This is a genomic window from Halovibrio sp. HP20-59 (assembly GCF_033052795.2).
Classification (GTDB): domain Bacteria; phylum Pseudomonadota; class Gammaproteobacteria; order Pseudomonadales; family Halomonadaceae; genus Vreelandella.
On sequence record NZ_JAWJUW020000004.1, the window covers coordinates 193,546 to 214,057 of the forward strand.

Below are 20,512 nucleotides of genomic sequence, written 5' to 3' on the forward strand. Positions count from 1 at the left end.
AATTGACTTAGGTACTTACTTCTTCAGCCGCCGCCACTGCTGAGCCAGCCACTTCAGTAAAGGCTGCCAGCCGGTGGCGGTTTGTTTTTGTTCTGGAGCGGAAGGGGGAGGTGCGGGTTGGTCTAAAAAGTCGTGAATGGGATCGACCTGTGCAGGCCTGTCCAGCACAGGCGCATGGCCACAGTTAGGCACGTTCAGGGTTACAAGCCCAGGCTGCACCTCGGCCATCCGCGGCAGGGTTTCAGCGTCTAAAAGGGTCGACTCCTCGCCGCGAATCACCATCACTGGGCAGCGAATATTGGCCCAATCGGCCCACATGTCGCGCGGTGTATCATGCACAAACTGCTCATTGATACGCGGATCAAAGTGATACGTCCAGTTGCCATCTGGCAGTCGGCGGGCACTATTAAGAGCTAGTTCACGCCAAGCTGAATCACTCGTAATGCCGAAGCTAGCATAATGCTGCTTAAGCTCTTGCTGTAGTTCACTAAAGGTGGAAAAACGGTGGGTAACGCCAAAATAGCTGGAAAGGGCAATAAGACCGTCTTTATTTAGCTCGGGTCCAACGTCATTAAGGACCAGTCGGGAAATTCGCCCTTGATGCTGAGGGTCAGCGGCGAGCAGCATGCCCAGTAAGCCCCCCATTGAAGTGCCCAGCCAATCGACGTAATCAAGTTTAAAGTGGTCCAGTAGCGCGATGGCAACCGTTATGTAATGGCTGTAAAGGTAATCGTGAGCTGGGAACAGCGACCAGCTGGAGAGCCCGCGACCTGGGGTATCGGGGGCGATAATACGCCATTCGCTGCCAAGTTCCTGCGCCAGCGCGCTAAAGTCACCGCCGTGGCGAGCAAGGCCATGCCAAGCGACAAGCGTGCGGGGGGCGGTAGGGTTCCAGATGCGTACCGCGACTTCTAGTTCGCGTACCCGTACAAACTCCAGTGCATCCATAGCGTGCTGATACTCTTAATCAATAACGAATAATCAAGAACAAATAACTAATAATGAAGAGTGCAGTACGCAGAGTATAGTCATACTTGCTGCATTGCAGCGAGCATCAGGTTGGTTTTACCGCTGCATCATGCGAATAGCGGTATCAATTAACTCGCCGCCGCGTTCACGAACCGAGAAAGCGCTGGGGTTACGCAGCCAGTCATGGAAAAGGCCACCTAGCATGGATTGCATTATCCGTGTCGCCACCTCTGGGCTTAGGTCTTCGCGCAGTAACTGCTGCTTTTCAGCGAGTACAAATACCGACAGCATCTCCTCAAAACATTCGTTACCGATTTCCTCCTGCATATCGAGCGGGTTGATATCGCTGAAGAACTCACAGCGGTGCAGTAGGATCGACAGTATCCGCTGATAAGAAGGCTGTTCAAGGCGCACAAGGCCAGCATGGCAGGCCAAGCGGATTGACTCAAGCGGTGACATTTCGGCGTCAGCTTTGTCGACTTCATCCATTAGCGATTGAAAGGGCATGCGCACTTGTTCTACCAACGCCAAGAACAGGTCGGCTTTGTTTTTAAAGTGCCAGTAAACGGCACCGCGAGTGAGGCCCGCATGGCGAGCAATTTGCTCAAGGGAGGTGCGCGCCACGCCTTTGGCAAAAAATACCTCTTCAGCCGCTTCCAGCAGCGCTTCCCGAGTTGCAGCTGCTTCAGCTTTGGTCTTTCTTGCCATGGAAATGCAACCTCATTATTGACACGTATGGTCACATTTTAACCTAAGCGGGCGGGCATTTACATTCAAAACTGTATGGATAAATAATCCAACTTATAACGTGGATTAACAAATTCGTCATTTTAGCGCTTAAGGCGTATAAACAGGCAGCAACGTTATTCCATAATTGCACTGACGATGCGACTAGAACCGTTTAACAACAGGATAGAAAGCATGGCGCGAGCTCCTTTTCGGCTGGGCGAGCATACGATTATGCCCGGCCAGCGTTTACAAGTTGATGTGCCGGTGGCGCGTTTATATACCCATACGCCACTGCATATCCCCGTTGAGGTTGTCCATGGACGCAAAGACGGCCCCGTATTGCTGGTTTGTGGCGGCATTCACGGTGATGAAATCAACGGGGTAGATATTGTCCGCCGAGTGCTGCGCGCAAAAGCGATCAATAGTATCCGCGGCACCCTCATCGCTGTGCCCGTCGTCAACGTGTTTGGTTTTTTACAGCAAACCCGCTATTTGCCCGACCGCCGCGATCTTAATCGCTGTTTTCCAGGTACTGGGTCGGGCTCCTTGGGCGGGCGCATTGCGGCTTTGTTTCGTGAACAAATCGTCGATCACGCCACGCACATTATTGACCTGCATACAGGGGCTATTCACCGTACTAACCTGCCGCAAATTCGCGCCCAGTTAAGCCCCGGCAGCGAAACCGAGCGCATGGCGGATGCCTTTGGTGCCCCCGTGGTGCTTAACGCTGAGCTGCGCGAAGGCAGCCTGCGACACTACGCCCAGACGCGTGGGATTCCGGTGCTCACCTATGAAGCCGGTGAGGCGTTGCGCTTTGACGAGTGGGCCATTGCCCCTGGGGTGCGCGGCGTGCTGCGGGTTATGCGGCGCTTAGGAATGCTGACCGGCGAGCAGCGTCGGCGCACGCCAGCACCTGCCGAATTGGCCAATGGGTCAAGTTGGGCGCGGGCGCCTATCGACGGTATTTTGCGTCCCAAGGTGCGCCTTGGCGCGCGTGTCGCCAAAGGCGAAGTGCTGGGTAAAGTCGCTGACCCCTTCGGCAATGATGAGGGCGAAGTTCGCGCCGTTGCCGACGGTATCGTGATTGGCATGAGCCGATTACCGCTGGCCAACGAAGGCGAGGCACTGTTTCATATCGCTCGTTTTGATGAAATTGAAGAGGCTGAAACCGCTATCGAAAGCTTTAACTCAAGCCTGGTGCCGCCGACCGATTCGTTTTATTAGCTGCATTCATGATCAAAAACTATCGCTTTAATAGTTAAGAGATCGCTACTGTAAATGGCAAGTTAGCAGCTGTTTGTCTATACCTATGAGTGGGCTTTGTAAGCAGCTGCTAAAACGATAACAACTAGATTAAATAGCAAGGCTTTCATCGTGCTCGACGAGTGGCGATCATTCGCCACGTCTAACTGACATGGAGGAAAAACGATGACGAGCGATAAACCTAAGCATACGACGACAGATGCAGGCATACCGGTTAACAGTGATGAAGACTCGCTCACGGTAGGCCCAGATGGGCCGATCGTTATGCACGATCACTACTTGATGGAGCAGATGGCAGCGTTTAATCGGGAAATGATTCCGGATCGTCAGCCTCATGCGAAAGGCAGCGGCGCCTTTGGCCACTTCCAAGTCACCCACGACGTCAGCCAATACACTAAAGCAGACTTTCTTCAGCCGGGTAAGAAAACCGAAATGTTGGCTCGTTTCTCGACGGTGGCCGGTGAGTCTGGTAGCCCAGATACTTGGCGTGATCCCCGTGGCTTCTCGCTGAAGTTCTACACCGAAGAAGGCAACTTCGATATGGTGGGTAATAATACCCCTATCTTCTTCGTTCGCGACCCGCTCAAGTTCCAGCACTTTATCCACTCACAGAAGCGCCGTGCGGATAACGGTTTGCGTGATCACGATATGCAATGGGACTTTTGGACGCTTTCGCCGGAATCTGCCCACCAGGTAACTTGGCTAATGGGCGATCGTGGTATCCCCGCCACTTGGCGCCACATGAACGGCTATTCAAGCCATACTTATATGTGGGTTAACGCCGAAGGCGAGCGCTTCTGGGTCAAGTACCACTTCAAGACTGACCAGGGCATCAAGTGCATGACCCAGGAACAGGCCGATAACATGGCTGGGGCGGATGCCGACTACCATCGCCGCGACCTGTTCGATGCAATCAAACGTGGAGAGTATCCTACCTGGACGCTGAAAGTTCAGATTATGCCCTTTGAAGATGCCAAGACCTACCACATCAACCCCTTCGATTTGACCAAGGTGTGGCCGCACGACGACTACCCGCTGACAGAAGTCGGTAAGATGACGTTAGATCGCAACCCCGTCGATTTCCACACTCAAATCGAACAGGCGGCATTCCAGCCCAACAATGCCGTGCCGGGCACCGGTTTCTCGCCTGATAAAATGCTGCTGGCGCGGACGATATCCTACGCTGATGCGCACCGTGCGCGTTTAGGGGTGAACTATCAAGATATCCCCGTTAACGCGCCCAAGACCCCGGTTAACAGCTATTCCCAAGGTGGTCGGATGCGCATTTCCCACTCCACCGACCCGGTGTACGCGCCTAATAGCAAAGGGGGCGCTCACGCCAATCGGGAAAGGTACCCGGAAGATGCGGTATGGCAAACTGATGGCGAGCTTGTTCGCGCCGCCTACACATTGCGTTCGGGCGATGGCGACTTTAACCAGGCCAATGATCTAGTCAATAAGGTAATGGATGACGCTGCCCGCGACCGATTGGTAAACAACATTGTGGGCCACGTTTCCGACGGTGTTGAAGAGCCGGTACTGTCGCGGGTATTTGAGTACTGGAAAAACGTTGACCAGACTATCGGCGAGCGTGTCGAGCAGGGCGTAATGGCGAACCGCCGGGAAAAATAACGGTCGGTAAGTTACGCTATTAGAAAAACTAACCCGCTACGCTCGCGTAGCGGGTTTTTTCATGCAACGCATTCGGGTTCGTTCACCAAGCTAAGCGCGTCATCAAATAGACGCAATCCAGCGCCTTCTTTGTGGGCGTATTCTGACAAATGACGCCGAAAGCGCCTGCCGCCAGGGCAACCCTGGAACAAGCCCAGCAGGTGGCGAGTAATATGATTCAGCTTTGCGCCTTCATCCAAGCGCTGCTGAATATAAGGTCGGAAAGCCATGGCGGCATCTAAGCGGCTCGCCGCCGGGCCTGGCTCACCAAACAGTTGCTCATCGACACCGGCGAGCAGCCACGGGTTTTGATACGCCTCACGGCCCACCATCACACTATCCACATGGGTGAGCTGTTCACGGCACTGTGTGAGCGTTTTAATTCCGCCGTTAATGCCGATATGCAATTCTGGGCGGCTCTGCTTTAAGCGGTGGACACGCGGGTAGTTAAGCGGCGGCACATCGCGGTTCTGCTTAGGCGACAATCCCTGCAGCCACGCCTTACGGGCGTGAACGGTAAACACCTCGCAGCCAGCGTCAGCAACGATAGCGATAAAACGTTCAAGATCGGCGTCTTCGTCCTGGTCATCAATGCCAATGCGGCACTTCACTGTGACGGGTATCGATACCACCGCCTGCATTGCCCGCACGGCCTCGGCCACCTTTTCTGGGTGCTCCATTAAACAGGCGCCAATCAGATTGTTCTGCACGCGGTCACTCGGGCAGCCAACGTTCAGGTTCACCTCGTCATAACCCCACGATTCAGCGATCGCCGCACACTCCGCCAGCTCACCGGCATCGCTGCCGCCCAACTGAAGCGCCAGCGGATGCTCAACCTCGCTATAGCCCAAAAAGCGCTCACGAGGCGTCCCGTGCAAAATCGCACCGGTAGTGACCATCTCGGTATACAGTAGCGCACGCTTGGTTAAGGTGCGTGCTAGCGCTCTGTAATCGCGGGTTGTCCAATCCATCATGGGCGCGACCGAAAAAAGCCGACCACCATCTGCACTATTTTCTTTAATTAAATTAGTCATTTAGTAATATCTTTGGCTGTATAAAATACAGCCTTGTTGCCTCTGAATAACGTAATAAACGCACCTGATGTACCAAAGTGTACCAAGCAGTGATAACCGCTGATGCCTAAAAAACTTGGTACACCTTGAGAGCTTTTTCAAAGGTGGCGTGATGTATGGGCGCCATTGTACGTAAGTAAGAGCGTTCAGCACATAGCAGGGTATATGCCAAAGCACTTACGCCGCAGATCAGGCTGGGTATCACCCAGAACTGTCATGAAAAAGCACTGTAAATAAGCCTTAGGAGAATGGTGCTAGCCGTATTGATAGGTTAGGCTTTCTTAAGGTTAGTAAATGGTTGGTAAAAGCACGCTACGAGGCAGTGAAGAAGTAGGGCGCAGTAGCCTTAGTCTAGTCCGAAAAGGAAGGAGTTTTTTGCTGCTGGTGAACGACGGTTCAAGCTGGTACAGCGCCTGGCGTGCGGCGCGCTGTACCTGATCAGCGACAACGACCACTTCCAGCCTTAAATGATTAAGCCGCAGGATATGCATGATGTGGAGATTCTGGGGCGGTGTGAGATTCGGATTGGGCGGGTGGTATAGCTGTAAAATTTAAATATATTTAGGCAGTTTTTTTATTGTGGGGGGTTATATGCAAGATGATTTTTTTAGTTCTAATAAGTCGCATTTAGGGGAAGAAGCTGAAAAGCAAATTAAAGATAAGCACAAGGAAACAGACTATGATATTCGTGAATATCCTGTTGAGATAATCGTTTCTAAATTTTTAGAAAAGTTGGATAACGATCGTGCTGAATTATTTGTACCAGATTATCAGCGAGAAATGGTTTGGAATGAACTTCGTCAATCTCGTTTCATCGAGTCTCTAATGCTAAATCTTCCTATACCATATCTTTACGTAGCTGATGTAGATGTAGGTGAAGATGTTGGGCGTATGGAAATTGTTGATGGCTCTCAGCGTATAAGAACTTTAGTTAGATATATAACAGGCGAGTTAGTTCTTACGGGTTTAGAAAAACTAGATAAGCTGAACGGTCTAACTTTTTTGGATCTGCCAAATTCTCGTCGCCTACGTTTCAATAGAAAAACCATGCGCATGATTGAGCTAATAGAGGTTGATGAAGACGCTCGTAGACAGCTTTTTGATCGTTTGAATACTGGTGGCGAGAAACTTTGGACAATGGAGCAGCGTTTTGGCTCAAGAGGTGGTCCATTTACAGCTTTTGTGAAAAAACTTTCTACTGATGCCCTGTTCCGAGAATTATGTCCAGTTAGTGATGCACGTGCGAAGCGTCGTGAATACGAAGAGTTAGTGCTAAGATTTTTTGCTTATTATGACGGCTATAAATCCTTTAAGAAAAGTGTTGATGATTTTCTTAATGAATATCTCAGTGGGCAAAATATGAAGTCATTCGATGAGCAAAATTATGAAAATATATTTAATAATGTAATGGTTTTTGTAAGAGATAACTTTGAGTATGGTTTCAAGAAAAATCCCAAAAATATGTCTGTGCCAAGAATAAGGTTTGAAGCTATATCTATTGGTGTTGCGCTGGCTTTAGATGTTAATCCTAATTTACAGGTTGAAAACCTTAGTTGGTTAGATTCTTCAGAGTTTATTCATTTAACAAGGTCTGATGCTAGTAATTCATTGCCAAAAGTAATTAATCGTATTCATTATGTTCGGGATAAACTGCTTGGCAATGAGGTCGAATATGCTGACAGTTGATCAAAAGCAGTATTTTATTGATGAAGCATATTTGTCGTTTAGGGATAGATGTGCTGAAGTTAAACAATACATGAGTTTTGTGTCTTTGATTGGAGACAATGGCTATGATCACTTGGCTTCGGTGGATAGTGGTATACTCACTGGCGGAGTTGTCCAGCCGCTTATTAAAATTGATCGAGATTTAGAGAAAACACTTCGTTCTAGCGGTTTATTGCTAATTTATAACCTTGTAGAAGCAACTATGTCTAATGCTATTGACGCTATCCATAAGGTGATTAAAGAAGAAGGCGTCTCATATTATGGCTTAAGTGACAACCTGAAAAAAATTACTGCTACTCATTTTAAACGTGCTGTTAATGGTGACATAAAGAAAGTTTTCGATGAAAACGATCACCCTATCAGTATAGCAATGGCCTATGTTGGATATGATAAAAAGGGTCTTTTTTCAGGAAATATTGATTGTAAGGCAATAAGAAAGGCTGCGGATAAATATGGGTTTCATAGTCCGATGCCTGATAGTGAAAATAGGGTCATTTCACAAGTTCTTTATAATATTAAAGATAAAAGAAATGCTTTGGCGCATGGTAGAAACTCCTTTTTAGAATGCGGACAAGATATAGCTCCAGACGCACTACCATTAATGGCTCATCATACAATAGTATACTTGAGAGCCATTTTATGGTCTGTCTCACATTATATACGCACCGATGGCTATAAAAAGCCTTGAATGCATATTAAGCTGGGTGGAGAGCTTCTTTTAAGTGTTTTGTGAAGCTTTCTCCAATTATTTCTCCAAGTCTAACTGGTACTGCATTGCCAATCATACGTCCAATTTTCTTAAATAATATTGGTTTTTCAGGTGAAGTGAAAACATATTTTTCTGGGAAAGATTGCAGCATTGCGGCTTCCCGTAAACTCAATGCCCTATCTTGCTCTGGATGACCGAATCGACCATTACCAAAGCCATAACAAAGTGTAGTCATAGTTGGGCTAGGTTCTTCCCAGCGCATGCGGCCGTACACACTGGGGTAGCTCACTCCGCTTTTTTTGGTATGACATTTTGCTACTAGCTCTTTAGGCCAGTCTTTCCAACTGCCGCCAGGCACTGAATGCTGAATGCGCTTCATGTTCAATTCTGACAGCGTGGCTGAGCTGTGTAGAGGGTCGTTTAGGTTCAAGACGCCTGCTGCAATTGGCTCTAATTCGCCAATGGCCTCCTTTACAGTGACAGGTGTAGAGTGAGTAGTTGGTATTATCTCAATCGGCCCCAGTTTGGAGGCTAGCAGTACATGCCGGCGGCGATTTTGAGGTAAGCCGTACTCAATGCACTTTACGGTATCCGCCCAGACGTAATATCCCTCGTCTTTAAGAGATTCTACGAAGTCGTGATAAATCTGGTGCTTGGTGACCGATGGAACATTCTCCATGGTGACCAGCTCGGGTTGAGCTTCTTTTATCAGCCGTGCGAAAGCGCCGAGTAATGGCCACTTTTTGTCTTTGGTGGTGTCTTTGCCTTGATTATAGGTAGAGAACGGTTGGCAGGGCGCACAGCCTGCTAGTAGGCGTAGTGCGTTAGGGTCTCGGTACCATCCATTTATGTCGTCACCTGTAAGCTCACCAACGTCCTGCCTTATAAATTGGGCATGATTGTTATGCTCATAAGCAAACCGGCAGCTTTCTTCGATATCGTACCCAGCGCGCACAGCAATACCCGTCTGGCGTAAGCCAGCCGTGAGGCCTCCCGCACCACAGAACAAATCCACTGCTTCAATCATCCAACACTCCTCCTAACGTGCCGTCATTCTATATGTTTTTTTGCCCGACATCGAGCAGCAATTCTTGAAGTTGATCAACTGAAAGCCAAGGTCGCTTCGCATGCACCATGCGATGGCAGTTTGAACAGAGCAGAGCTAGGTCGCTGATTTTGGTTTTGCTCTCGGCATCCAGTGTGTACAGCGGTTGAATGTGATGGCACTCAATGAATCCTTCCCCATGTGTCCCATACATTTCGTCAAAGTCAAAGCTGCAGGCTTCGACGTCACCCCCTGTTTGAGTAGCGCTACACTTTAGAGTCCGATTCTATGGGTAAGGAGATTGGACATGAAAAAGCGTTTCAGCGAAGAACAGATCATTGGTTTCCTGGGCGAAGCCGAAGCGGGGCTCCCCATTAAGGAGCTATGCCGTCGGCACGGTTTCTCAGAAGCCAGCTACTACCTATGGCGCAGCAAGTTCGGCTGCATGAGCGCACCCGGGCAGCCGTGTGATCCACCTCGGCGATGGAGCCGAGGTGGATCAAGTTGTGCAGTAGGCGGAGAAGTTCGGGAATGTTCATAGCCGCTATCCTACGGCGGGTGTGAGTGAGGCTATTTACACTGTGGCGGCAGGCGGGCGGTAATAGGTGATTTTTAGCTATCAGCTAAAAATAGTCGATTTATGTTTGCTGTAAGCTATAATAGGTGTGATGAAAACGATCACTTACCGGAAAAGCGCGTTGAAGGTGTTGCAGCGAATGCCGCGGCCCGAGTCGAAGCGCATACAAGGCAAAATCAAAGCCTACGCGGAAGATCCTGAAAGCCAACGCAATAACGTGAAGGCGTTAAAGGGGAGCGATTATATTCGCCTTCGGGTAGGCGATTGGCGGGTGATCATCGACGAACGCGGCGATGTATTAGATATCATTAACATCGGTGCCCGTGGCGGCGTTTATCAATAAAGCACCAATAACTCACCCGACAATTAACAGGAGGCTACATGAGCGTACCTCAAATTATTCAAACACCTACTGGCGAGCGGCTGGTGGTACTTCCCGAGCAGGAGTACCAAGCGTTGCTCGCGCGGTTAGAAGATCAGGACGATATCGACGCTGCCGATGCGGTGGTGGCTCGTGGTGAAGAGTCGTTTCCGGCGGCGGTAGTGGATGCACTGCTGGACGGCGTGGCCCCTGTGAAGGTGTACCGCGAACACCGTGGTCTACGTGCGGGTGAACTGGCGACAAAAGCAGGGATTAGCCAGGGTTACCTGTCCGAAATAGAGTCAGGTAAAAAGAGCGGCTCGTTGAGTGTGCTGATCCGCATTGCGGCCGCGCTGGAAGTAGAGCTAAGCGACCTTACCTAACGGCCTCGTTTTCCTCTGGATGACATGAACAGCGCCCTGCCTTTGACGGTGGGGCGTATTTTTTTGCGCGTTTAACGTGAGCCCAGGTGGGTAAGCACCGAATCCATGATGTGCTCGCGATCCCGCGCCACGTGACGGGCCAATGCCCGGCGCTGCTTTATATCCAGCTGAGCCAGCACCCGTTCAGTGATCTTGACCCGCAAGGCTACATCCACCGATTTGTGGTTGAGGATCTCGGCTTCAAAACAGCAGGGGCTGTCTCGATGAAAGCTGGCTACTCATCATCAGGCGTTGTGACCTGCGCTTCTGTTTCTTCTTCAGGGTCTTTTTCAACTTGCTTAACGCGCGGTGCTGGAGCAACCCAAGCTTTCAAATATTGGCCTGCATGGCGGTAGAAGTCGGGAACAATTTTTTCAAGATGCTCAATGAAAACGCGATTGCCTGAGAATTTCCCCCCTAAGTCGAGTGACGTAAATATTTCAAAGGAAACAGGCTGCGTGTCTGTGTTCTCTGCATCTAAAATAATTGGATTACGTCTTACTTCTTCCTTCTTCCAATGGCTTGTCGGTATCCATGGCTTGACCTTTGCGGATAGCTTTTATTCTAATCGCTGGCCCTTTTTCGCTAGTGGGTAATTGCCGGGTGAGCCAATTGACTTTTGCTGAGCTGCTTTTCTTATCTCTAGGTGCTTCAAGCCGCATACTGCATGTGATCGATTTACGCGCAATGTCGACAGTGACCAGCAGGTCAGCAGCGGCATTAGGAATGGCAATGTTGCTGGTGAGAAGGTGCTCTGAGGCTAGCTTGTCACAATCATCAGTAAGGCGCTGCTTAGGATCGTTACGCTGAGTTCTAGGAAGCTTAACTTCGACCTTTTCCCCTTTCACGAAAAACCTCACGCCGTAAACACCGTATAGACCATCTGCAGGGCTAACCCCATCAGCATAAAAGCGAATACCCGCTTGAGCAGTTTGACGGGTAGTCTATGAGCTAGCTTTGCACCGATGGGCGCGGTGAGAATGCTAAAGGGTGCCATTAGCAGAAACGCTGGCAGATAAACATAGCCTAGCGCGGCACTAGGCAGCCCGGCTGTACTCCAACCATTAATGATGTAACCCAGCGCCCCAGCAACGGCAATCGGTAACCCAACCGCCGCCGAGGTGCCAATCGCGCGGGGGAGTTTGATATTGCACCAAGTTAAAAATGGCACCGTTAGCGAGCCACCGCCAATGGCGACCAGCGCTGAAATGCCGCCGATGCCAAGGCCAACGCCGCTAACGCCGACAGGGCCGGGTAAGCTGCGGTTCGGTTTGGGCTTGATATTGGCTAGCATTTGCAGCGACATTAGCAGCATAAAGCAGGCAAAAAAGATGGCTAAGCCACGGGTGGGGATCTGCGCGGCGATAAAGGTGGTTAAAAAGGTACCGGCTAAAATACCTGGGGTAATAAAGCGAACGATATCCCAGCGAACGGCCCCATGGCGGTGGTGGGAAAGCAGGCTAGCGGTGGAGGCAGGAATAATAGCCGCCATCGCGGTGCCCAATGCCAAGTGGGCGAGATGCTCATGGGGCACGCCTTGAAGTACGAAAAGCGACGTAAGGATTGGCACCATAATGCCACCACCGCCGATACCTAATAGGCCTGCCATTAGACCAACAAAACCGCCCAGAGCTATATATGCTAACCACCAGATAATGTCCAAACCTACGCCTCCCAAAAGGTAGTTCGTTAGTTGATAGCACAGTGTACCGGAAGGTGTGTGTCGGTGGCGGGGCGATCTATCGCTGATGAAGATGAGTATTCCGCTGTGGCAGCGGCTGCGCAGTGTTAAGCTGCAGCGTAAGTACTATTTTGGAGTTCGTATGCGCAATATGATGAGTAATGCTGGTGTGTTGATCGTGATGATTGCGCTATTGGCAGGGTGTAGCGGAGCAGAAGAGGAACAGCCTGATGAAACGGCATCAACCACACAGGCTGAGCAAGCGCCTGCTCCTGAGCCTGCGGCTGTTGAAGAGCAAATAGAACCTATCGACGTGGCGATATCCGCTCAGGTATCACTTCGCAATGACCGCCGTTTAATGGTGGAAGGTGAGAGTAACTTACCCGACGAGACACTGATCCAGATTATTGTCGAACGTGATGTTAGCGGCGTGCGTTGGCGAGAACGGACGCGTATACAAGATGGGACTTTTGCAGCAGGGCCCTTCGGCTCTGGCAGTGGCCTGCCCGATGGTGGCTATACAGTTCAGGTTGAGGTTTCTGAAGGCAGTGTGCAACCGGAAGCTGTGCAGGCGCGTATTGGCCGTGAGGGCCAGCACCTGACAGGAGAGCTGGTAAGTCAATCCCGTCATGGGCTGGGCCAAGTGGCCACCTACTCACGACGCTTCTTGGTGGGGAGTGAGCCAAGGCGAACGCGTGACCAGGTGGAGGTGTTAGAAAGACCGGGGAGTCGTTGATGCTTTAGGCAGCATGCCAATGGGCTAGCAGTACGGCGTGAATTGACGTTTCGCTGGGGGCTTTGGTGAAGTGTTCAATGACGAAACGCTCATCACGTTGCACCAAGTAATGCCCTGCCTTATGGAACACGTGAGTCGGGCCGAGTAACAGTAAATCGCCCACGTTAAGCGGCGAAAAGTCTGTATCTGGGCCGGGTGTCGCCATTACGCAAGGTGCTTTCCAATCGATGTTCAGCGGCAGATGATTGGGCACCTTAATGGTGGTTGCTTGTACCTGTTCCCAGGGGAGGGGACCGGTATGAGTCAGCGTTAATAGTTCTGGGGCGCTTTCACCTTCTAATAGAGTCGCCAAAGAGCAGTCAAGGGCGTCAGCGAGCGCCACTAAACGTTCATGGCCGATCTGCTTAATCGCCCCGGATTCCCAATAAGAAATGGTGACGTCTGACACGCCAACCTTACGTGCGAGGGCAGCTTTGTTGAGCTTGGCCCTAAGCCGCAGTTGCTTGATACGTGAGCCTAGCGATTCCATTTCGTCTTCCTGTTGATGAGCTAAATAAGCTAGGTGAATGTCGTCCACCTTCATGGTGGTGTTATGAGCATGCATTATAAATTGTGGCTCATTTTGAGTTATTTACCCAAGTTGTTACTGCCAAACTATATTAATCGATTGTGCTTGATCGCGCATTAATGGACAAAAAACGTTGAGTTAACTTCTCTGACGTTTTTTAGAAACAGTTGTTCCCTGCCCAGCGCTGTTGGTCGCGCTTAAGGTGCGTATAATATGGCTATGCTTTTTTGCCAATAGGACGTTTTCATGACCGTACGTACTCGCATCGCACCCTCGCCGACCGGGGATCCCCACGTCGGTACGGCTTATATAGCGCTGTTTAACCTCTGTTTTGCGCGTCAGCATGGCGGCCAGTTTATCTTGCGCATTGAGGATACTGATCAGGTGCGTTCTACGCCTGAGTCGGAACAGATGATTCTTGATTCGTTGCATTGGCTAGGGCTTGAGTGGGACGAGGGCCCCGACGTTGGCGGGCCCTACGGCCCTTATCGGCAAAGCGAGCGCGGCGAAATTTACGCCCAATACGCTCAGCAGCTGTTGGATGCCGGGCATGCGTTTAAGTGCTATCGCACCAGTGAAGAGCTAGACGAGCTTCGCGAGGAGCGCAAAGCAGCGGGCATGCACTTGGCATTAAAACCCAAGGACCTAGCGCTGGGTGGCCAAGAGCAGGCACGTCGCGAGCAAGAAGGTTGGCCTTATGTGGTGCGAATGAACGTGCCTAGCGAAGGTGTTTGTGTGGTCAACGATATGCTACGTGGCAACATAGAGGTGGAGTGGGCGCAGGTGGATGCGCAAATTCTGCTTAAATCAGATGGTATGCCCACTTATCATTTGGCCAATGTAGTCGATGATCATTTAATGGCAATTACCCATGTGCTACGCGGGGAAGAGTGGATTAATTCAGCACCTAAGCATCAGTTGTTGTACGAGTATTTTGGTTGGGAAATGCCCGCGCTTTGCCATATGCCGTTGCTGCGTAACCCGGATAAATCCAAACTCTCCAAGCGCAAGAACCCGACCTCAATCAACTACTACCGGCGGATGGGCTTTTTACCCCAAGCAGTTACCAATTATTTGGGGCGCATGGGGTGGTCGATGCCCGATGAGCGCGAGAAATTCAGCCTGCAAGAGATGATGGCGGAGTTCGATATTCAGCGAGTCTCCTTGGGTGGCCCGGTGTTTGACCTGGAGAAGCTGACTTGGTTGAACGGCGTGTATATCCGCGAGGACCTGGACGACGATGCATTGTTGAGAGCACTGCGCGATTGGGCCTTCAATGAAGATTATGTTAAGCAGATACTGCCGCAGGTACGGCCACGGGTAGAGACGCTCTCCCAAGTTATGCCGTTAGCAGGGCATTTCTTTTCAGGCCTACCGGCGCTAACAAAAGAGTCATTTGATAGCGTGAAGCTTGAGGAAGAGGAGCTGGTCAAACTACTCCAGTTCCTTGTCTGGCGGTTTGAGGGTGTTTCGGCGTGGCACAAAGAGGCGCTCCTGGAGGAAGTCAAAGCGCTGGCTGAGTATTTTGAGCTGAAAATGAAAGGGTTTCTGGCCCCGGTGTTTATAGCCATTACTGGCAGCAGCTCAAGCACTTCTGTCATGGATGCCATGGCAATTCTCGGTTCGGACATCACCCGGGCGCGGTTGCGCAATGCAATAGAGGTGCTGGGCGGGGTATCTAAAAAACAGGCGAAGCGCTTTGAAAAAGAGTTTCGGGAAATTACCTAACCACGATTTGTCACAGTACCTGTCACAGTATTTATTTTAGTACAAAGTCGACCACCGTTGGGTCTGGCCTAAGCAGCAGGAGGGCGTCTATTTTGGTTAAAGGTGTTTTAACTTAATAGATAGGCGTTTTCCTTGTTGACTGAGAACGGCGTAATCAGTATTATACGCTCCGTCTTCGCGACATGTGGGGCCTTAGCTCAGCTGGGAGAGCGCAACACTGGCAGTGTTGAGGTCAGCGGTTCGATCCCGCTAGGCTCCACCAATTCATGCGGCTATTGTTTGTTAAATAGCGTGTGGATAGTAGCTCAAGAAGTCGCGCTTTTTTAAGCGTTATGTGTCAAGTGTTGCACGTCCCATTCGTCTAGTGGTCTAGGACACCGCCCTTTCACGGCGGTAACAGGGGTTCGAACCCCCTATGGGACGCCACCGCACGCTAGTTTAGTTTCCCTTCCCAATCGTTTACCACTATGGCAATGAGCCTTCTCATCTGCTGTTTTTTGCATTCCTGTTATTTGCAAAATTGCTAACAAAAGAGCTATAAATCGACAGTTCCTAGACGATTTTATGCTTGACTTGTCCACTTTTTCGATCCTGGTTTTAAAGTTGTGCACAACTCGTTGTTGTTGACGCGAAAAATCTTGAAAAGAACCTAATTCTTTTAAAAACAACGACTTATGATAGGTTAAAAAATAACCAATTTAAGACAGGCCCGCTGCCCATGGCGATTCTGGGACGTTTTAAAGTGGTTGTGAACAGGGTTATCCACAGATAGTGTGGAAAACCCTGATCAAGACCCAGAAGAAGAAAAGTCAAGCACTATTAGGTGTTGTGTCGGTTGAAAGCAGCCCCAGATCCTTTCGGTAGGTATGCCCTCTTCGGTGCGTATTGGCGTGCGCTTACGAAAGAGGCCACCCGAAGGTGGCCTCTTGTGCTGCTATCAAGCGGGGAGTCTTATTTTTTGGGGTAGTCACGCTTGTCGTGACCGATGTAAAGCTGACGTGGACGACCAATCTTGTAGCTTTCGCTGAGCATTTCGTGCCAATGAGAGATCCAGCCAATGGTGCGCGATACCGCGAAAATCACGGTGAACATATTGGTAGGAATGCCCATCGCTTTCAGGATGATGCCCGAATAGAAGTCTACGTTCGGGTACAGCTTGCGCTCAATGAAGTACTCATCTTCAAGCGCGATCTGCTCAAGACGTTTGGCGATTTTGAGCTGCGGGTCGTCAGCCATGCCTAGCTCGGCCAGTACTTCGTCGCAGGTCTCTTTCATGACTTTGGCGCGCGGGTCGAAATTACGATAAACCCGGTGTCCAAAGCCCATTAGCTTGAATGGGTCGTCTTTATCTTTAGCTTTGTCGACAAAGCGCTGGATGTTCTCTTCGGAGTCTTCGCCGATTTCGTCCAGCATCGCTAGAACAGCTTCATTGGCGCCGCCGTGAGCGGGGCCCCAGAGTGCCGCAATGCCCGCGCTGATACAGGCGAACGGGTTGGCGCCTGTGGAGCCTGCCAGGCGTACAGTCGAGGTGGAGGCGTTCTGCTCGTGATCCGCATGTAGCATAAAGATGCGATCCATCGCTTTCGCGTACACCGGGTTGATTTTGTACTCTTCGCAAGGGTTGCTGAACATCATGTAGAGGAAATTCTCTGCATAGCTCAACTCGTTGCGCGGGTAATTGAACGGTTGACCCACATTGTATTTGTGTGACATCGCCGCCAGCGTGGGCATTTTGGCAATCAGGCGAATGGCGCTGATGATACGATCTTCTTCCTGGGTGATATCCATATGGTCATGGTAGAAGGCCGCTAAACCACCCACTACGCCACACAAGATAGACATCGGGTGCGCATCGCGGCGGAACCCTTTAAAGAAGTTGTTGATTTGGTCGTGGACCATGGTGTGATTACGGATGCGCGATTCGAAATCAGCGTACTGCTCGTCGTTGGGTAGATCGCCAAACAGCAGGGTATAGCACATCTCGACAAAGTTGGACTCTTTGGCCAGCTGGTCAATAGGGTAGCCGCGGTGCAACAGCACACCCTTGCCGCCGTCAATGTAGGTGATGGCGGACTGGCAAGAAGAGGTGGCCATGAAGCCGGGGTCGTAGGTGAACAGGCCTTCTGCCACCAAGCTGCGTACGTCGATGACGTCGGGGCCAAGTGAGCCGGAATACATGGGTAGCTCGATCGGGTTATCAAGACCGTCTACCGTCAATGTTGCTTTCCTGTCAGCCATGCTGGCCTCCTTTCGAATTCTGGTTGGGACGTAAAGTCGTTGTTGCGCATACCGCGCCGGCGAAAAGGCTCGCCCACTATAGAAGTGTGCGACATTTTGTCAATTAGCCGAAGCGCTAAGCAAATATTATGCAAATATTATTGTTGTGGATAGTTTTTGTATAAGGTAAAAAAGACTTATAATGTAATGACGCGACAAAAGATCGGCAGTAGGTTAACACGATACGTTAACAGGCTTATCAATCTGCTGGTCTACTGTCACTATAGCCATGCTGCAGCGCAAAATCGACTCGGAATAGAGGCAATTTCCTTGGACCATAGTCGAGTTAGACCTGCGTTCGGTTTGTAAGCGAGGGCGAAGGTTCTTATAATCCACGGCGCGCGACCGGCAGGTAGGTGGTCGTGCCCGACTTGGCAACGGCCGAGCCCCTTCCAGCAACCACCGCCCGCTCGGGCCATGCCCGACCTGTCGAAGAGCGGGCCAAGAGAGTGTGTACAAAGCCGTGAATAGCAAACGACCCGTAAACCTAGACCTCACTACAATACACTTCCCACTGCCGGCACTAACGTCGATCACACACCGCATCACGGGTGTCATCCTGTTCGTCGGCCTGATTTTCGCTTTTTGGGCGCTGGGTAAATCCTTGTCATCTCCAGCGGGTTTTGACGCCGTTAGCGATGCGCTAGCCAATAATTTTTTGGCAAAGCTGATCGCTTGGGGGCTGCTCTCGGCCCTGGCATTCCATTTTGTGGCAGGTATTAAACACCTGCTGATGGACGCCAATATCGGTGTGACCCTTGAGGGTGGCGTGAAAAAGGCCCAGATCACCGTGGTGGTCAGTGCCGTTCTAATTATTTTGGCAGGAGTTTGGGTATGGTAACTAACATTACAAGTTTTAGTCGTAGTGGACTTTCTGATTGGCTGATGCAGCGAGCATCCGCTGTGATCATGGCCCTTTATACGGTTTTTATTGTTGCCTTCCTGCTGTTTAATCCGAACCTTGACTATTACGCGTGGAGTGGCCTTTTTAATCAGACGTGGATGCGCATTTTTTCGCTGTTGACATTTATTGCGTTGGCGGCACACGCCTGGGTCGGTCTATGGACCGTCACCACCGACTATCTCAAGTCTACTCGCCTGCGCGTAGGTGCCCAATCTGTGATTATTTTGGGTATTTTCGTGTACTTGGTGTGGGGCATTCAAATTCTTTGGGGAGCTTGATACATGTCTAACCTGCGTAGCCTGACGTTTGACGCCATTATTATCGGTGGCGGTGGCTCCGGCCTACGAGCCGCTCTGGAGCTTGCCAAGTCCGGTAAAAAGACGGCCGTGTTATCAAAAGTTTTCCCGACGCGCTCTCACACCGTGTCTGCCCAGGGCGGCATCACCTGCGCGATTGCGTCAGATGACCCGAACGACGACTGGCGCTGGCACATGTACGACACCGTTAAAGGCGGCGATTATATCGCTGACCAAGACGCGGCTGAATATATGTGTTCGGAAGGCCCCAAAGCAGTGTTTGAGCTTGAGCACATGGGGTTGCCATTTTCGCGTTTAGATAATGGTCGCATCTATCAGCGTCCGTTTGGTGGTCAGTCCAAGAACTTTGGTGAAGGCGGTCAAGCGGCGCGCACCTGTGCGGCAGCTGACCGTACCGGCCACGCGCTCTTGCACACCCTTTATCAAAACAACTTGAAGAACGATACCGTGTTTCTCAACGAGTGGTACGCGGTCGACTTGGTCAAAAATGAAAGCGGTGACGTGGTTGGCTGTATCGCCATGTGTATCGAAACCGGTGAAGTAGTCCACGTTAAATCCAAGGCCACGGTACTGGCCACCGGTGGTGCAGGCCGTATTTACGCTTCTACGACCAATGCGCTGATTAACACCGGTGACGGCATCGGCATGGCAATGCGTGCCGGCTTCCCGATGCAAGACATGGAAATGTGGCAGTTCCATCCGACCGGTATTTACGGTGCGGGCACCTTGGTGACTGAAGGTTGCCGCGGTGAAGGTGGCTACCTGATTAACAAAGATGGCGAGCGCTTTATGGAGCGTTATGCGCCGAATGCCAAAGACCTGGCGGGCCGCGACGTTGTGGCGCGCTCCATGGTCATGGAGATTCTCGAAGGCCGCGGCTGTGGCGAGAAGGGCGATCACGTATTCTTGAAGCTTGACCACTTGGGCGAAGAAGTCCTCGGTAAGCGCTTGCCAGGGATTGTTGAGCTTTCTAAAACGTTCGCTCATGTCGATCCGGCCAAAGACCCGATCCCGGTCGTACCGACTTGCCACTATATGATGGGCGGTATCCCGACCAACATTCATGGTCAGGCGATTACCATGGACGAAAGCGGTAACGATCATATCGTTAACGGCCTGTTTGCCTGTGGTGAAGCGGCGTGTGTTTCCGTGCACGGTGCTAACCGTTTGGGCGGTAATTCGCTGCTGGATTTGGTGGTTTTTGGTCGTGCTGCTGGTATGTTTATCGAAGGCGCGCTTAACGAAGGTATTGAGTACCTGGAGGCTTCCGAGTCGGACGTTGAGTTCGCCATGAAGCGGATCACGCGCTGGAACGAGTCGAAAGATGGCGAGAGGATTCCTGAGCTTAAAGCTGAGTTGCAGGAAATCATGCAAAGCTCTTTCGGCGTCTTCCGCGAAGAGAAAAACATGCTGGATGGCGTCGATAAGCTAGCGCAACTGCGTGAGCGTATTGGTAATGCCTACTTGCCCGATAAGTCTAACGCCTTCAACACTGCGCGTGTCGAAGCGCTGGAACTTGATAACTTGATGGAAGTGGCCGAAGCGACGGCGATCGCTGCCCTTAAGCGTAATGAGAGCCGCGGCGCACATTCGCGTTACGACTATCCAGACCGTGATGACGTCAACTGGCTGAAGCACTCGCTTTACTTCCCGTTGACAAAAGAACTGAAGAAGCGTGACGTTAACTTTAAGCCGAAAACGGTTGATACTTTCGAGCCTAAGGTTCGTACCTATTAAACTTCGCATTGACGAGAGGG

Annotated in this window: 21 protein-coding genes, 2 tRNA genes and 1 pseudogene; 14 read left to right on the top strand and 10 right to left on the bottom strand. The window is 50.9% G+C overall.

Going from position 1 to position 20,512, the window contains the following annotated elements; all coding sequences use genetic code 11:
* Positions 1-15 precede the first annotated feature (15 nt).
* Both RZA33_RS06580 and RZA33_RS06585 read right to left on the bottom strand, forming a co-directional pair.
* Entirely contained in the window at positions 16-948 is a 933-nt protein-coding gene (locus tag RZA33_RS06580; RefSeq protein WP_317507061.1) for an alpha/beta hydrolase, read from the bottom strand.
* A 117-nt stretch (positions 949-1,065) separates the two neighbouring features.
* A complete protein-coding gene (locus tag RZA33_RS06585) occupies positions 1,066-1,677 on the bottom strand; it encodes a TetR family transcriptional regulator (RefSeq protein WP_317507062.1) in 612 nt (203 codons plus the stop codon).
* Positions 1,678-1,890: 213 nt separating this feature from the next.
* Between RZA33_RS06585 and RZA33_RS06590 the strand changes: the two genes are divergently transcribed.
* Together RZA33_RS06590 and RZA33_RS06595 are read left to right on the top strand one after the other, a co-directional pair.
* Positions 1,891-2,922, top strand: a complete 1,032-nt coding sequence (locus RZA33_RS06590; RefSeq protein ID WP_317507063.1) for a succinylglutamate desuccinylase/aspartoacylase family protein — start codon at positions 1,891-1,893, stop codon at positions 2,920-2,922.
* Positions 2,923-3,126: 204 nt separating this feature from the next.
* Positions 3,127-4,593 (top strand): catalase, encoded by a 1,467-nt coding sequence (locus RZA33_RS06595; protein WP_317507064.1) that lies wholly within the window; start codon positions 3,127-3,129, stop codon positions 4,591-4,593.
* Between the two features lie 59 nt (positions 4,594-4,652).
* On the opposite strand, the gene dusA is transcribed toward RZA33_RS06595, so the two are convergent.
* Positions 4,653-5,666: a tRNA dihydrouridine(20/20a) synthase DusA gene (gene dusA / locus RZA33_RS06600; protein WP_317507065.1), complete on the bottom strand. Its 1,014-nt coding sequence runs from the start codon at positions 5,664-5,666 to the stop codon at positions 4,653-4,655.
* Positions 5,667-6,296: 630 nt separating this feature from the next.
* On the opposite strand from dusA, the gene RZA33_RS06605 reads away from it, so the two are divergent.
* Together RZA33_RS06605 and RZA33_RS06610 are read left to right on the top strand one after the other, a co-directional pair.
* Positions 6,297-7,391 (top strand): DUF262 domain-containing protein, encoded by a 1,095-nt coding sequence (locus tag RZA33_RS06605; RefSeq protein WP_317507066.1) that lies wholly within the window; start codon positions 6,297-6,299, stop codon positions 7,389-7,391.
* On the top strand, positions 7,378-8,118 hold the full coding sequence (locus RZA33_RS06610; RefSeq protein ID WP_317507068.1) for an MAE_28990/MAE_18760 family HEPN-like nuclease: 741 nt from the start codon (positions 7,378-7,380) through the stop codon (positions 8,116-8,118). The genes RZA33_RS06605 and RZA33_RS06610 overlap by 14 nt, the downstream gene beginning before the upstream one ends.
* A 7-nt stretch (positions 8,119-8,125) precedes the next feature.
* Here RZA33_RS06610 and RZA33_RS06615 read toward each other — a convergent pair whose 3' ends face one another.
* Together RZA33_RS06615 and RZA33_RS06620 are read right to left on the bottom strand one after the other, a co-directional pair.
* Positions 8,126-9,166 (bottom strand): DNA cytosine methyltransferase, encoded by a 1,041-nt coding sequence (locus RZA33_RS06615; protein ID WP_317507069.1) that lies wholly within the window; start codon positions 9,164-9,166, stop codon positions 8,126-8,128.
* Between the two features lie 28 nt (positions 9,167-9,194).
* Positions 9,195-9,398: an HNH endonuclease gene (locus tag RZA33_RS06620; RefSeq protein ID WP_317507070.1), complete on the bottom strand. Its 204-nt coding sequence runs from the start codon at positions 9,396-9,398 to the stop codon at positions 9,195-9,197.
* A gap of 93 nt (positions 9,399-9,491) precedes the next feature.
* Here RZA33_RS06620 and RZA33_RS06625 point away from each other — a divergent pair.
* From RZA33_RS06625 to RZA33_RS06635, 3 genes and pseudogenes are all read left to right on the top strand, one after another.
* A pseudogene (locus RZA33_RS06625) lies at positions 9,492-9,641 on the top strand (transposase); the annotation flags it as partial.
* Positions 9,642-9,852: 211 nt separating this feature from the next.
* A complete protein-coding gene (locus RZA33_RS06630) occupies positions 9,853-10,104 on the top strand; it encodes a type II toxin-antitoxin system RelE family toxin (protein WP_133731141.1) in 252 nt (83 codons plus the stop codon).
* A 38-nt stretch (positions 10,105-10,142) separates the two neighbouring features.
* A complete protein-coding gene (locus RZA33_RS06635; RefSeq protein ID WP_317507071.1) occupies positions 10,143-10,505 on the top strand; it encodes a helix-turn-helix transcriptional regulator in 363 nt (120 codons plus the stop codon).
* A 71-nt stretch (positions 10,506-10,576) separates the two neighbouring features.
* Here RZA33_RS06635 and RZA33_RS06640 read toward each other — a convergent pair whose 3' ends face one another.
* The 3 genes from RZA33_RS06640 to RZA33_RS06650 all read right to left on the bottom strand — a co-directional run bounded on the left by RZA33_RS06640 (position 10,577) and on the right by RZA33_RS06650 (position 12,222).
* Complete coding sequence (locus RZA33_RS06640; protein ID WP_317507072.1) at positions 10,577-10,708, bottom strand: hypothetical protein; 132 nt, start codon at positions 10,706-10,708, stop codon at positions 10,577-10,579.
* A gap of 327 nt (positions 10,709-11,035) precedes the next feature.
* A complete protein-coding gene (locus tag RZA33_RS06645) occupies positions 11,036-11,392 on the bottom strand; it encodes a hypothetical protein (protein ID WP_317507073.1) in 357 nt (118 codons plus the stop codon).
* A gap of 8 nt (positions 11,393-11,400) precedes the next feature.
* Positions 11,401-12,222, bottom strand: coding sequence for a sulfite exporter TauE/SafE family protein (locus RZA33_RS06650; protein ID WP_317507074.1), 822 nt, complete (start codon positions 12,220-12,222; stop codon positions 11,401-11,403).
* Positions 12,223-12,367: 145 nt separating this feature from the next.
* On the opposite strand from RZA33_RS06650, the gene RZA33_RS06655 reads away from it, so the two are divergent.
* Positions 12,368-12,961, top strand: coding sequence for a hypothetical protein (locus RZA33_RS06655; RefSeq protein ID WP_317507172.1), 594 nt, complete (start codon positions 12,368-12,370; stop codon positions 12,959-12,961).
* Positions 12,962-12,965: 4 nt separating this feature from the next.
* On the opposite strand, the gene RZA33_RS06660 is transcribed toward RZA33_RS06655, so the two are convergent.
* On the bottom strand, positions 12,966-13,490 hold the full coding sequence (locus RZA33_RS06660) for a helix-turn-helix domain-containing protein (protein ID WP_317507173.1): 525 nt from the start codon (positions 13,488-13,490) through the stop codon (positions 12,966-12,968).
* 285 nt (positions 13,491-13,775) lie between these two features.
* Between RZA33_RS06660 and gltX the strand changes: the two genes are divergently transcribed.
* The 3 genes from gltX to RZA33_RS06675 all read left to right on the top strand — a co-directional run bounded on the left by gltX (position 13,776) and on the right by RZA33_RS06675 (position 15,683).
* Entirely contained in the window at positions 13,776-15,257 is a 1,482-nt protein-coding gene (gene gltX, locus RZA33_RS06665; protein WP_317507075.1) for a glutamate--tRNA ligase, read from the top strand.
* Between the two features lie 186 nt (positions 15,258-15,443).
* A tRNA-Ala gene (locus RZA33_RS06670) sits at positions 15,444-15,519 on the top strand.
* A gap of 88 nt (positions 15,520-15,607) precedes the next feature.
* Positions 15,608-15,683, top strand: a tRNA-Glu gene (locus tag RZA33_RS06675).
* A 525-nt stretch (positions 15,684-16,208) separates the two neighbouring features.
* On the opposite strand, the gene gltA is transcribed toward RZA33_RS06675, so the two are convergent.
* Positions 16,209-17,495 carry a citrate synthase gene (gene gltA, locus RZA33_RS06680; protein WP_317507076.1) on the bottom strand — a complete coding sequence of 429 codons (1,287 nt, stop codon included), beginning with the start codon at positions 17,493-17,495 and terminating at the stop codon, positions 16,209-16,211.
* Positions 17,496-17,997: 502 nt separating this feature from the next.
* Here gltA and sdhC point away from each other — a divergent pair.
* Genes sdhC through sdhA form a run of 3 tightly spaced genes read left to right on the top strand, consistent with a single transcriptional unit; the run spans position 17,998 to position 20,492 of the window.
* Positions 17,998-18,375 carry a succinate dehydrogenase, cytochrome b556 subunit gene (gene sdhC, locus RZA33_RS06685; RefSeq protein WP_317507077.1) on the top strand — a complete coding sequence of 126 codons (378 nt, stop codon included), beginning with the start codon at positions 17,998-18,000 and terminating at the stop codon, positions 18,373-18,375.
* Positions 18,369-18,716 (top strand): succinate dehydrogenase, hydrophobic membrane anchor protein, encoded by a 348-nt coding sequence (sdhD, locus tag RZA33_RS06690; protein WP_317507078.1) that lies wholly within the window; start codon positions 18,369-18,371, stop codon positions 18,714-18,716. Before sdhC ends, sdhD begins: the two co-directional genes overlap by 7 nt.
* 3 nt (positions 18,717-18,719) lie before the next feature.
* Positions 18,720-20,492, top strand: coding sequence for a succinate dehydrogenase flavoprotein subunit (gene sdhA / locus RZA33_RS06695; protein WP_317507079.1), 1,773 nt, complete (start codon positions 18,720-18,722; stop codon positions 20,490-20,492).
* Positions 20,493-20,512: the final 20 nt, after the last annotated feature.